The following is a 13,557-nucleotide window of genomic DNA, read 5'->3' as shown; positions in this document are numbered from 1 at the left end:
TCACTCAAGGGAAACGGAAATGGATGCAGGAAAGGTCTGTAATACGTCGGAATGTGGCGAGTTGATGCGCAAATCATGTAGGAGCGAACTTGTTCGCGAGGCGTTGTGACAGCCGACAATTGTATCGGGTGTACCAACCTCTTCGCGGGCAAGCCTCGCTCCAACGGGTCAGGAATACCTTTTAGCTACCCGCACCGCCATGCGCTTCTTCGAAGAAGTAATCCTTCCAGCTCGCCGCCTTGTTTTTCAGCACGCCGAGTTCCTGCAGTTTTTCGGCGTAGATGAAGGTGCGTTGCGGCACGACGGTGAAGTCGATTTCCGGATCGGCGACGATTTTCTCGACCAGCGCCAGCGGCAGTTTGGACTGCTCGACCTTGATATAGGTTTTGGCGGCGGCAGGCTTATCAGCCTTGATGATTTTCTCGGCTTCGGCCAGCGCGTCATAGAACGCTTTGTAGGTCTTCGGGTTTTCGTCGTGGAATTTCTGGGTGGTGTAGAGGACGTTGAACGTCGCCTGACCGCCCAGCACGTCGTAGGAACTCAGCACTTTATGCACATTGGGGTTTTCCAGTTCCTGATACTGGAACGGCGGGCTGGAGAAGTGCGAGTTGATTTCCGAACCGCCAGCGATCAGCGCCGAGGTGGCGTCCGGGTGCGCCAGGCTCACGGAGATGTTGTCGAATTTCTTGAAGTTGTCATTACCGAACTGCTTGGCGGTTTCGATCTGCAAGGTGCGCGACTGGAAGCCCACGCCAGCGGCCGGCACCGCGATGCGATCCTTCTCGGTGAAATCCTTGAGGGTTTTCACGTTGGGATTGTTGGTCAGCAGGTAGTTAGGCATCGAGCCCAGCGAGGCAATGGCCTTGACGTTCTGTTTGCCTTTGGTGCGGTCCCAGATGGTCAGCATCGGCGGCACGCCAGCCGATACTACGTCCAGCGCGCCAGCCAGCAAGGCTTCGTTCATCGCGGTGGCGCCGGAAATGCTGTTCCAGTCGACCTTGATGTCCACGCCCTGCTCTTTGCCGTGCTTCTCGATCAGTTGTTGATCGCGAACCACGTCGAGAATCAGGTAACCGATGCCGAACTGCTGGGCGATGCTGATTTTGCCCTCGGCCTGAGCGCTGCTGCTAAGCAGACCTATGGTTGCGGCCAGCGCGATGAGGGCTGGATGTTTAAAAGAAATTGCCATGTAAACCTCATAAGAATGGGTTGGAGCGAGGCTTGCCCGCGAAGAGCGATAACGCGGTAAACCTGACTGACCGCGTCGACTGATTCGCGGGCAAGCCTCGCTCCAACAGATGTAGGAATTTCGATCAAGTCAGCGCTGCATTCCCCAACGTTTGACGGTCAGGCGCTCGATGTTGGCGAACAGCAGGTTTTCCACCAGCAGACCGATCAGGATTACCGCTGCCAGCCCGGCGAAAACCTTGTCGGTGTACAGCTCGTTGCGGTTCTGGAAGATGTACCAGCCCAGGCCGCCTTTACCGGACGACGCGCCGAACACCAGCTCGGCGGCGATCAAGGTGCGCCAGGCGAAGGCCCAGCCTATTTTCAGGCCCGCCAGAATCGACGGCAGCGCAGCCGGGATCAGGATGTACCAGACGAAGCGCAGGCCTTTGAGACCGTAATTGCGACCGGCCATGCGCTGGGTTTCGGAAACCCCGAGAAAGCCTGCATACGTATTGAGCGCCAACGCCCACAACACCGAATGCACCAGGACGAAGATCAGGCTGTTCTGACCCAGGCCAAACCACAGCAAGGACAGCGGCAGCAGCGCGATGGCGGGCAGCGGGTTGAACATAGCGGTCAAGGTGCTGAGCAGGTCACGGCCTAACTGGGTGGAAACCGCCAGGGTGGTCAGGGCGAAGGCCAGCACAATGCCGATCAAATAGCCCTGAATCAGCACGGTAAGGGAAATCCACACTTTGCCGATCAGTTCACCGCTAAGGATGCCGTCATAAAACGCGGCTGCGGTTTGCAGGAAACTGGGCAGCAGCAGATCGTTGTTCTGAATCCGCGCAGCGACTTCCCAGATCACTGCCAGCACGATCAGGATCACGCTCTTGCGCACCCAGCTCAGCTGCCAGATGCGTTGCGCCAGCGGGATTTCACGAGCCAGTTCTTCCTGGGTGAATGGCTCGAGCGTGACTTCGTATTCTTCACGAATGGGTGGTGCAAGGCTCATGGTTTGGTTCTCTGTTGTGCGCAACTCACCCGGTGGGAGCGAGCTTGCTCGCGAAGGCTTTTAGCAGGCGGTGATTTGCATCGCCCGACCCGGCCTCTTCGCGAGCAAGCTCGCTCCCACACTGGGTCGTAGTGTTAGTAAGCAATCCGAATGTCCTGAAAGCTCAACTCACGATCCACCGATTCGGTTTCGCCTTCATCGAACAGCAAGCGATGGATGCGCTGGGCAGTGTTTTGAAAACCCACGCCGCCGAGGCTTTTCAGATCGTATTGATGGCTGTTGATTTCCGCCCGCACGCGACCGGGATGCGGCGACAGCAACAGGATGCGGTTGCCGACCACCAGCGCTTCTTCGATGGAATGCGTCACGAACAGCAAGGTGAAGCGCACCTCTTCCCACAGTTCCAGCAGCTCTTCCTGCATCTTGCGACGGGTCAGCGCGTCGAGCGCTGCGAAAGGTTCATCCATCAGCAGGATTTTCGGCTGCATCGCCAGCGCCCGGGCAATTGCCACGCGCGCTTTCATGCCGCCGGACAAGGTGTGCGGGTACGCGTCGGCGAAGGCGCTCAAGCCGACTTTCGCCAGGTAGTAATGCGCGCGCTCTTCGGCTTCCTTGCGCTTCAACGTGCGCGAGGCCAGTAGCGGAAACATCACGTTCTGGATCACGGTTTTCCACGGTGGCAGCTGGTCGAATTCCTGAAACACCACGATGCGGTCCGGGCCAGGCTCGCTGACTTCGGCTCCGGCCAGGCGAATTTGCCCCTCGCTGGGTTTGATAAAACCGGCGACGGCTTTGAGCAAGGTCGACTTGCCGCAGCCCGAAGGGCCGAGCAGGACGAATCGGTCAGCCGGATCAACCTCGAAGCTCACCTGATGAGTCGCCCGCACCACGCGCTCGGGGGTGCGGTATTCAAGGCTAACGTTCTGGACTTGCAGCAGTGCTTCAGCGGTGGGCTGGTTGACCTGCGGCGCGATCAAGCTTTCGCTAGCCGTGTGGCTTTGCAAAACAGCATTCATGGAAAAGCTCCCGAAATCAGAACGGCGCATCGCCCTGAATGGTCGTGCGAAAGAGTTTGCGGCGCAGCTGCGGCGGGCAACCGGCAGCCAGATGGATCAGCGAACGGTTGTCCCAGAACACCAGATCATGCGGCTGCCATTGATGGCGATAGACATGCTCGGGGCGCACGCTGTGGGCGTAGATTTCGTTCAACAGTGCCCGGCTTTCGTCTTCCGGCAGGCCGACGATGCGCGTGGTGAAACCTTCACTGACGAACAGCGCCTTGCGACCGTTTTCCGGGTGAGTACGCACAATCGGATGAGTCACTTCGACCACCTGGGCCAGTTGCTCAGGCGTCAGTTTCGGGCGCCAGCTGGCGGCGTTATCGCCTTCGCTGTAGCGCGCGGTGTAGTTGTGGACCGCAGAGCGACCTTCGACGGCATCGCGCAAATGTTGCGGCAGCGTATCCCAGGCCAGGTGCATATCGGCGAACAAGGTGTCGCCGCCTTCGCTTGGCAGTTCCTGAGCGTGCAGCATTGAACCCAGACTCGGCAGTTCTTTGTAGGACAGGTCCGAATGCCAGTATTTGCCGGCATCGCCCAGACCAATCGGCTGACCGTCTTCAACAATATTGGAAACGATGAGGATTTCCGGGTGGTTGGCCAGCAGGAATTGCTTGAGCACATGGATTTGCAGGATGCCAAAGCGGCGGCTGAAATCGATCTGTTGCTGCGGCGTAATCTGCTGATCGCGAAACACCACAACGTGGTGATCCAGATGCGCTTGATGAACGCGCGCGAAGTCGGCGTCATTGAGCGGCAGGGACAGATCCAGGCCAACGATTTCCGCCCCAACTTTTTCAGCGAACGGACGTACCTCAAAGACTTGAGGTGCGGCTTGAACAGGTGATGAAGCGAGGGAGGATGCTGACATGAACTCCGACTCCAGAAGACTGGTGGTTAAGAGTCATGACTTTATAGGTATAAGAAACTAAATTTAAATATCGTTATCGCATATGGATAGTTCGGATTGAGCTAGATGCCTGAACAGCAGCGCTTCATGTGGGACCGGATTTATCCGGGAAAACGTCGGCTCATCCACTACATATGCACTGCCTGGAAAGCCGTCTTCGCGAATAAATCCGCTCCCACAATATGGAGATGAGCGCCCTTCCATGCGCAAAAACGCCGACACTGCTGCCAGTGTCGGCGTTGGGTATTGCAGGTTTACAGCCTCAATCAGAACGCCGGCACTACCGCGCCGTCGTACTTCTTGTTGATGTAGTCTTTGACTTGCTGGCTGGTCAACGCCTTGGACAGTTTCTCGATCGCGTCGGTGTGCGCGTTATCGGTACGGGTCACCAGATAGTTGACGTACGGCGAGTCAGCGCCTTCGATGATCAACGCGTCTTTCTTCGGGCTCAACTTGGCTTCAAGGGCGTAGTTGGTGTTGATCATGTCCAGGTCGACCTGATCCAGAACGCGCGGCAACACAGCGGATTCCAGTTCGCGGAACTTGAATTTTTTCGGGTTGGAGGCGATGTCTTTCGGCGTTGCCAGAGCGTTGGTCGGATCTTTCAGAGTGATCAGACCGCCTTTTTGCAACAGCAGCAGAGCGCGACCGGCGTTGCTGCCTTCGTTAGGGATGGCGATGGTTGCGCCTTCCGGCAGCTCGGCCAGGGACTTCCACTTCTTGGAGTAGCCGCCAAACGGTTCAACGTGTACGCCAACGCCGGTAACCAGCGTCGCGCCCTTGCCTTTGTTGAAGCCATCCAGATAAGGCTTGGTCTGGAAGTAGTTGGCGTCCAGGCGTTTTTCGTTCAGTTGAACGTTAGGTTGTACGTAGTCAGTGAAGACCTTGATTTCCAGGTCCACGCCTTCTTTGGCCAGTTGCGGTTTGATCAGCTCAAGAATTTCAGCGTGGGGAACCGGCGTCGCGCCGACCACCAGTTTTTCGCCCGCGTGAGCCAGGCCGATCGAAAGCGCAGCCGCCAGAGCGGTCAACAAAAACGTCTTTTTCATGCAATGTCCTTAGGGAAAATCGAGGTCGTCGGAACAACAGCTCATCAATGAGTTGCCCCGACGCGGATGGCGTCGGGGGCGTGGAGCGGACATTACCGATATTTCTTATTCCAAGACAATACTTTTTTGGCAAATGCTTATGCCTTTAAAGCTTATGCAGGTAGATCATGCACTGCCCAGGACCGCGATCAGAACTCCCGGATTGCCTGACTGCCGCTATCATCCGCAGTGAGAAACTCACTCAGCTTCATACCGACCGGCCCCTGACCCTGCAAACCCCGCAGTGCTTCGCCGCCGCCCGAAAATGCATTTACCGTGGAAGGTGTCTGATCCGCGCCATCCGAAGCAGGCGGCTTGAAGTAAGGGAGGATTGAGCTCTCCACAAAGTCCGAGCCTTTGACGGCGTAGCCGACATATTTCACATACTTGAAAGCTTCCTGCACCTGCTCCAGACGGTTTTGTAGCGCGACCGTGTTTCTGGCGCCTTTGCCCACCTTCGCCGCCCCGCTGAGGTTTTTCGGTCGCCCTCTGAAAGCGCCTTGCCGTGTAACCGACACAGGACCCGCATCGAAAAACCCGGCCGCCGCTCGAGTGCTGCGCGAAGCTGCGAATTTCGCAGCGTAGGGAACCGAGAGCGACAATGCCGCCAGAGCGAGACCGAACTGGCCCAGGACGCTTCCCGCCTTCGAGTCCGGAGCCAACTCCGTCGAGAGAGTGCTGGCAATACTGAGGACATTTGAGCCGATATCGAGAACTGCCGCAAAGATGAGCGGCCCGGTCAGAGGCGTGCCAATACCCAGCGTAACTGCTGTGATTGCAATAGTGGCAACGGCAATCGCGATGCTCAAAATCGACTTCCATGAGAAATGCCCGGTCGGATCACTCATGTTGATCGGATCGCCCAGGCAGTAGGCATAAGGGTTGATGCCGCCAGAGTCGAACGGACTCATGCTGTCGGGGCTGTTGAAGCGCATCAGTGCGGGATTGTAGGCGCGATATCCGTTACCCAACAGATAACACCCGGTCACAGGGTCCGGTAATTCACCGTTAAAACCCAATAGACTTTGCATGCCTCCATCCGCTGAGCTGCTTCCGTAGGGCGTGTAGACACTGCGCCTGATTTCGTCGCCAGTAACCGATTGCAAAACGCTGCGTTGCCGGTCGCTGCCCAGCAGTGTGTTCACAACCGAGCTGCCGGAGACAGTCGTTTGAGCCAGCACACGACCACCCGCTTCCATCAGACTGTGTTGTTGTCCTGCCCCATGCAGGGTGGCGACGCGGCCGCTGCGATAAGTCCGCGTGATGCTGGAAGCTCCCGCCGGATCGATTCCTATCAGTCGATCCAAAGCGTCATAGCGATAGTTGATTAGTTGATTCATGCCTGCTCCTGCGCGACCGAGGCCAGCCTGCCCAGATCGTCATAAATCATGCGACGGCCAAGCTCGTCATTGAGCTGGTTGCCGTCAGGGTCATAAGTGAATATCGCTTCTTGCGCGGCGTAATCCGTATGGCTATGTCGAACGCGACTGAGTTGGGTTTTGTCTGGAGATTCGTATTCATAGGTTGCGACGTTTTCGCCTTCAGCAAACTCCGTTTTCAATTGACGAATGTTGTCCAGCTCATCGAACGTATAGGTTTGGCGGAGAATGGCTTTGCCACACGAATCCACCGGCAGATGCTCGCCATCGCACTGATAGCGCTCAAGTCGCCCGCGCACGTCATACGCAAACACTTCATCACGCATCAGAGAGCTGCCGCGTCGCAGCGTGCGACGGATCAATTTGTCACTCTCGTTGAATTGCTGCGACAACTCCTCAGGCTGATTCGGATCTACCGTCAGCACCCGACGCACCTCACGACCAAAATCGTCGTATTCCAACTCCGTGATGAGTTTGCGTTCACTTTGCGTATCGAGCGTTTCGATCCGGCTGACATGGCCATGTTGGTCATAGGCGTAGTCGGCTTTGACTGTCCCCTGCTCTACCTGAGCGATTCGGCACAGCGCGTCATAGCGAATAATCTGCTTTAAGCCAGATGCATCGACGTAAACCATCGGCAAACCGTTAAGTGAACTGCGTTGAGCGGAATCGAGTGAAGTCTGCCCCGCGCTCAGGTTGTCGCTCGCGAGCTGGCCAGAAGGGGAATAGTTGCGTTGCTGTTGATTGTCCGGGCTGGATGCCTGAATCAACCTGGCTTGAAGGTTGTCATAGCGAAATTGTGCAGACAGGTTGCTACTCCCCTCCACGCTTCGCTCGATAACTTGATTGTTGAGAGCCGGGTCGTACTTGTACGCAATGACCTTGCTGCCGGCAGTGGCATGCGTGGCTGGATTGGGCTGGGAACCGGTGTAGGTAAACCTTTCGGTACGCCCACCCACGGTGATATCGGTGACCCGCAGCAACCCGTCATAGGTTCGCTGCCCTACCAGATAGTCGTTGACCCAAATGTGCGTGGCCAGGTCTTCGGTGCTGTGTGCAACGAAGGCTTTTTTGATACGTGAGCCATCGGGCAATTGAGTAAGCACCAGACGATCTGCAAAGTCGTATTCAAAACGGGTGACATTCCCCAGCGGGTCGGTTTGTTGTACACAGCGTCCCAGCCCGTCATATCTATACGAGGTGATTGCGCAGGACTTGCCGTTGCGGTCTATACGCTCAACGGTGTCGTTTTTGCCAAACGCATTTTTGGTAATGATCGTCAGACCCGCCTTATCGCTTCCCTGGGTCTGTGTCAGCGCAATCGGATCGTGCCGGTCATGGTTGAGTACGCCATCGGGTCCGATATGGGCACTGCGGTTGCCCCAATCGTCGTATGTATACCGGCTCGACAGCGCATGAGGTTTGCCGTCCAGCCAATCCGTATTGGTTTCCTCGATCATCTGACCAAGAGCATCGTAACTGGCGCTGTACACGGCCCGCATCGGTTGCCCGTCGGCGTCGACATCCTGGACTTCAACCGTTGATCTGCGGCTCATGCCATCAAGCCGCGTCAGCATCGTGCCTCCGTTGGCGGCGACCGTCCGCGTTTCCACCGGGTCGTCCACCCGATCAGCCAAGTGATAGCTGTGAGTTCTCGTCGCTTGGCTTGAGGTCTTTGGTGCGAGCATTTCAAGCGTTTTGCGGCCGAGGCGGTCATGTGTTACCTCGCTCGCAACGCCCAACTGCCCAACGGTTTTCTCTTCGTTACCAGTAAACAGATTTTGCCAGGTAGACCTGGTGGTGCTGGCGCCGTCTGCTGCCGTCAGCGTCGTCTTTGTGCATACGGCGTCATCCATTCGCTCATAGTGGTAATCGAACACCGACTCAATGCCCTGAACCGTTTCGATTTTCCGCGTCACTCGACCGAAAAAAATGCTGTCGCGATCGGCCTCATATTGCCGCGCGATGGCCATGACCGGTGCATCCTCGTCATCCTGAAAAACAGACTCTTTTTCCAATGCGAGGAAGGCGTCCCTTTGCGAGCTGGCAGATGGCAACTGGATGTAGCGATAGAGGCATGTCAACGCGGCTGCTGGAGCCCGATCAGGCGCGGGGATCAACGTTTTCCGTTTAAGCCAGCGCACCGCCCCAAACGAATCGGCAGGACAACCATCGGTTTCGCCCAGCGGGTAATACGTGAAAACTTCGGTAATTCCGGTTGGCGAGACCGTCTTCAGAATGTTTCCGAATTCATCGTACTCAGTCAGCGTCGTTTCGATACGGACGACGTCAGGCGCTGTCGTATCGAAGTAGGAAGTTTCTACCTTCATCGGCAACTGAAAGTTGGCAGGCTGCTCCTCGAACTTCAGGCCTGGTTTTTCATGATACTGAGTGCGGCTACGCACGGTCTTTCCGTTCTGATTGACAGTCTCTTCAACGGGAAGATGGAACCGATTGTAGATTCGCCTGGTGCTCCGTACTGTCCGCTTGCTCGTCCCGGCGCCCAGAACCAGCTCTTCCGTGGACTCGTACTCATAATCGCCCGGCGCCTGATACAGGTTATCCCCGTCATCGCGCCATCTGGCGTTGGAGCCATTCCCCAGATAGTTTTTTAACGAGTATCTATATTCCCGTCTCACGGGCGGCTGGTCAGAGCCTGCAAAACTGGTGTGCGAAGACACAGCGGGCAGGGCGCTGACAGGCGCGTCTGCGGGTAGACTCAAGGCAGACGCTTGATATTCAATCCGGTCAATGCCGCCAGTCGGTAGCTCCAGCCGCGTGATCAGACGCAGTCCGTCGACGGTCCCATAGGTCAGGCGCCACGAGGCTCGGCTGTTGTTATCCAATAACACGCTGATTTTCGTCAGCTCGTTATTCTGCATCTGCAGCATGAAGACCAACTTCCTGGACGGACTCTCCGGCCACAGCGTAATGCTGGAGGCCAGCGAAGAGCCCGTCGGGACATCCACTGTCAGTAAGGTCGAGCTCTCGTCGCGAATCTCGCGCAACAATTGTTGTCCACCAACGAGGCTGTAGACCAGGCTGACCGCCCGGCCTTCGGGCGAATAAATTTTCGAGACCAGCCATTCATCCCCGCTTGACCCTGAAGTGGTCAACACCTCGACAATGCCGGACTTATGCTCGACGAATAGCTCATCGCCTACCCGGGTTGCTTTCAAGTCGCGAACTTTCTTGTCGATGAGGACGAATAAATCCGGCGCTAAATTCGCCCTGTACCGAGCACCGCTCGATAACACCAGTTCACGGCTAGTGCTGTTATACCTCGTAAGAGGCAGAGTCCACCCCAGGCCGAAACCAGCGTTTGCAGTGTTGAGCGCGTTAAACCCTATCGACACCGGTACCGATGGACCACTCAATGCATTGGCCATAAGCGCGGATAAGGAAATATTACAACTGTATGTGCCGGTACGAGGATCGACTCCCGCGGTGACAAAGCTTAAAAAGTTATAGGCGTTTGAATAAATATGCTTCATGTCAGAGACAACTCTATCGGATCAAACTGTAGGTCATCGCGCCCGACTACCAGGCGCGATGGTTCTATCAATAAAGCTCTGGCTGCCAACTATTGTTCGTTTGGAAGCGCATATTTATCTGGTGCAGGTTCCCGTAGACATCCACGGCATTGACAGTACACGCCAGCGTATCTTTTTTGGAAGCAGCTTGATATATATCTCCGGCGGACTTGCCTGCCAATCCCGTTTCAACAAAAAAGATCTCTCCTGGCGCAGGAGACAATTCCAACTTTGAGGGCATAGCGGCGTGTGGGTAAAGGTAAGAAATCTGATTATTACCCGGCTCGGTGAATCCAACGACTGATGCCTGATAGACATCAAAGTCTGGATGAGCATAAAGTCCATCAGGAGACAAACTTACAGACTTGAACTGCAAATTCTCTCCCCCTGTGACAAAAACAAGCCGATGATAGAAAAGAGCGACAAGGCCGGAGAGACCAGTAACATTTTTCGGCCACTGCTTGACGGTCACCTTATCCAGTCGGTACTGCGACAGGCCGTAGACAGGACGGGGAACTGGCTGCAGTTCGAGGCGACCGCTGGTGAACTCGAGAGAGTCGAACGATATGCCATCGTCCCGTTTGATTCGCACGGCCAGTGTAATAGGTGTTTGACTTATAGAGCGGACATAAATATCGACATAGTAAGTACCCGACGCCTGAGTGCCCGACCCGTCGCTTTGCCCCTGCGTCTGCGCCCCATTGGCAGGAAAATAACTAAAGCCACCGATTTTTGTCAGCGACCAGTCCCAGTCACCATACTGGGAGTCAACCGGCGAAGTCATACGAGCATCGCGATACTTGATTTCCTTGCCGCCATGAAAATTCACCAGCGTGATCGTTGATCGTTCACGGTCCGTGAGGATCACTGGTTTATTATTTACGTCAACAACTTTTACGGCGACACGCACTTTGATTGACTGACGACCATTCGCGTAAAGAGTATTATTGCCTGTTGCACTTTCGATGGAGAATGTATCTATTTGATTCCACATTGCAGTCATAACAATACCTCGGATGCCCCGCACAAGAGGGGGCCTCAACAAATTGAATTGATTCGGTAGCGGAGATCCGCTTTGAACACCAATGAAAGAGAGCTGATTAAATCAACGCTGAGAAACACTGGTCATTTATTTTCTCGACAACAGACTGGTTCAGATATTTTCGCCTGTCCAGCACATGCAATCAAAAGTAATAAACACCCACAAAATCAGCATATTTAATACAACTTCAATAGACCATCTACGGTTTTATAGCGGGAATAACAAGTCGCGAGTCGTAGGATTTATCCTTCGACCATGAAAGAAACCCTCAGCACATTTTTGTGCCCAAATAAAAACGCCACATCCCTCCAAAGGATGTGGCGTCGAAAATCAGGGGGCCGAGTCAGCGGGCGCCGCTTTCCACTCTGGATTTAACCGCCTCCAGCAGCCGCTGGGTCGCAAAGAGCTGCTCAACCTTTGCATCAACAAGAAGTTTTCCTACAAGCCGCTCAATTTCCACCAGTGGATCGACACTGTCCGGCAGATTCAGATGCTCCGGCAAAATCTCGTCACCGCTGCTGACCAGCAAGGCAAAGTGGATGACGTTTTCCAGCTCACGGGTGTTGCCAGGCCAGCTGTGGGCTTCGAGCACTTGTTGCGCCGCGTCGCTGATCAGCGGTACTTCGAAGTTCAGGCGGTTGCTGTAGATGCCGAGAAAATACTCGGCCAGCGGCAGAATGTTGCCCGGCTGTTCGCGCAGCGAGGGCAATTCCAGATGCCCTTCACTCAGGTAGTGAAACAGCCGCTCGTGGAATTTTCCGGCAGCCACGGCTTTGGCCAGGTCGATGCTGGTCGCGGCGACCAGTCGCACGTCTACCGGGCTGGGCTGCTGGGCGCCGACGCGGGTGACTTCGTGGTTCTCAAGGGCGGCGAGCAGTTTGGTCTGGATTGGTAGTGGCAAATCGCCGATTTCATCCAGATAAAGTGTGCCGCCGTTGGCCGAGCCGAACCAGCCGGCGCGGCTGCTGACCGAACCGCTGTGGGCGCCGGCGGCATATCCGAACAGCTCAGCGTCGGCATAGGACGGGCTGATCGCGCCGCAGTTGACCGACACGAACAGACCGGTGCGATCACTGCCGCGATGAATATGGCGTGCCAGTAATTCCTTGCCCGTGCCGGACTCGCCCCGAATCAGCACTGGCAGTTCGCGCGGCGCAAGTTGTTCCATTTCCTCACGCAGCTGCCGCGAGCGTGGGTCAACGAAAACCAGCGCTTTAGCGCGAATGCTCAGCGGGCTTTTTTCGGCGTCGGGAAAGGTCAGTAACGGCTGACCGAAGGATTCTTTAAGGCTCATGGCAAAACTCCCGCCCGAGCCTTGCGACGGCTCACGCGTTAAAAAATAAATATCCGGACCACATGGCCCGGTTGGGAAAAACTGACGAAGTAATGAAAAGAAAACGCGACGTTCATCGCGTCTGTTGAGTTCATGCGCGACGCCGAGCGTGATGTTCCAATCGGCTTTGCAGGCGATACAGATAAGCGAAACCTTGTTCCCAACGCCGATGCCCTGACTTGACGTTGATGTGCCCGGCTTCACCGAGCACGCTCATGTCAGCGCCCCAGTCACGGGCCATGTCCATGGCCCGTTGCGTGCTGACCGCCGCGTCGTTATCGGAGGTGACTATCTGCGTAGGAAATGGCAGCAAATCCTTTGGGATCGGCGCGAAATTGCGCAGCGCCGGCGAGCAATTGGGCCGTTCGACATCCGCCGGCGCAACCAGCAACGCGCCGCGCACCTGGCGCAAGGATTCCAGCGGCGCCAGACGCGCCCAATGAGCAACGGTCACGCACCCCAGGCTGTGCGCAATCAAGATCACCGGCGTACTGTCGGCGGCAATGCTGCGCTGCAATTCGCCAACCCAATCCTCGCGACGCGGCTTGAGCCAATCGGCCTGCTCGACGCGCGTACTGTTGGGCAGGCTGTTCTGCCAGTGGGTTTGCCAATGATCATCGGGTGACCCTTGCCAGCCTGGCACGATCAGATAGCGAATCGACTCGTTGTGCATGGGGTCAGCCTCCTGCATGGGGTGCGGTCATGAGGCCAAGTATAAGGAAGGGACATATATTCGTTAAGGAATAAGAAGATATTTATTAAGCACTAAATCGTATATAAGAAGACAAAAAAAGGGGTCGCTCCCTGCCTAAGGCGCGCCCCCTATGAAATCGTGGTGTTCGTGCCCGCGTGTTTTTGCGGGCACAGTTGAAGATAGACGTGTTGTGTTACAAAAAAGCGACTTGAGCCTTGTAATTGGATGGACTCGCCCAAGCCGAGGCGTCTGTAGCGCCACGGTGGCATTCTTAAGAAGCCAACGACAGCGAGGGCGAGTCCATGAAAAAGCATACGACCAAAAGTAACTCCCTG

11 protein-coding genes are annotated in these 13,557 nt (G+C 55.8%); all 11 read right to left on the bottom strand.

Annotation, left to right across the window (positions count from 1 at the left end; all coding sequences use genetic code 11):
• Positions 1-181: 181 nt before the first annotated feature.
• Complete coding sequence (locus ACP7E4_RS25890; RefSeq protein WP_426118571.1) at positions 182-1,189, bottom strand: ABC transporter substrate-binding protein; 1,008 nt, start codon at positions 1,187-1,189, stop codon at positions 182-184.
• 129 nt (positions 1,190-1,318) lie between these two features.
• On the bottom strand, positions 1,319-2,185 hold the full coding sequence (locus tag ACP7E4_RS25885) for an ABC transporter permease (protein ID WP_426118569.1): 867 nt from the start codon (positions 2,183-2,185) through the stop codon (positions 1,319-1,321).
• Positions 2,186-2,319: 134 nt separating this feature from the next.
• On the bottom strand, positions 2,320-3,201 hold the full coding sequence (locus ACP7E4_RS25880; RefSeq protein WP_426118568.1) for an ABC transporter ATP-binding protein: 882 nt from the start codon (positions 3,199-3,201) through the stop codon (positions 2,320-2,322).
• 16 nt (positions 3,202-3,217) lie between these two features.
• Positions 3,218-4,114: a TauD/TfdA dioxygenase family protein gene (locus ACP7E4_RS25875; protein WP_426118567.1), complete on the bottom strand. Its 897-nt coding sequence runs from the start codon at positions 4,112-4,114 to the stop codon at positions 3,218-3,220.
• A gap of 305 nt (positions 4,115-4,419) precedes the next feature.
• Positions 4,420-5,202 carry a MetQ/NlpA family ABC transporter substrate-binding protein gene (locus ACP7E4_RS25870; protein ID WP_426118566.1) on the bottom strand — a complete coding sequence of 261 codons (783 nt, stop codon included), beginning with the start codon at positions 5,200-5,202 and terminating at the stop codon, positions 4,420-4,422.
• Between the two features lie 188 nt (positions 5,203-5,390).
• Positions 5,391-6,581: an RHS repeat-associated core domain-containing protein gene (locus ACP7E4_RS25865; protein ID WP_426118565.1), complete on the bottom strand. Its 1,191-nt coding sequence runs from the start codon at positions 6,579-6,581 to the stop codon at positions 5,391-5,393.
• Positions 6,578-10,114 (bottom strand): RHS repeat domain-containing protein, encoded by a 3,537-nt coding sequence (locus tag ACP7E4_RS25860; protein ID WP_426118563.1) that lies wholly within the window; start codon positions 10,112-10,114, stop codon positions 6,578-6,580. Before ACP7E4_RS25860 ends, ACP7E4_RS25865 begins: the two co-directional genes overlap by 4 nt.
• 67 nt (positions 10,115-10,181) lie before the next feature.
• Complete coding sequence (locus tag ACP7E4_RS25855; protein WP_426118562.1) at positions 10,182-11,156, bottom strand: hypothetical protein; 975 nt, start codon at positions 11,154-11,156, stop codon at positions 10,182-10,184.
• A gap of 382 nt (positions 11,157-11,538) precedes the next feature.
• Positions 11,539-12,489, bottom strand: a complete 951-nt coding sequence (locus tag ACP7E4_RS25850; protein WP_426118560.1) for a sigma 54-interacting transcriptional regulator — start codon at positions 12,487-12,489, stop codon at positions 11,539-11,541.
• 130 nt (positions 12,490-12,619) lie between these two features.
• Positions 12,620-13,201, bottom strand: a complete 582-nt coding sequence (locus tag ACP7E4_RS25845; RefSeq protein WP_426118558.1) for an alpha/beta hydrolase — start codon at positions 13,199-13,201, stop codon at positions 12,620-12,622.
• Between the two features lie 149 nt (positions 13,202-13,350).
• On the bottom strand, positions 13,351-13,557 hold a 207-nt coding region (locus ACP7E4_RS25840; protein ID WP_426118556.1), incomplete at its 5' end, for a hypothetical protein.

Origin of the sequence: Pseudomonas sp. DSP3-2-3 (assembly GCF_049898225.1) — a bacterium.
In the GTDB taxonomy this organism is placed as follows: Bacteria; Pseudomonadota; Gammaproteobacteria; order Pseudomonadales; family Pseudomonadaceae; genus Aquipseudomonas.
Note: the sequence above shows the minus strand (reverse complement) of the source record. Positions and strands in the feature narration are given on the sequence as shown.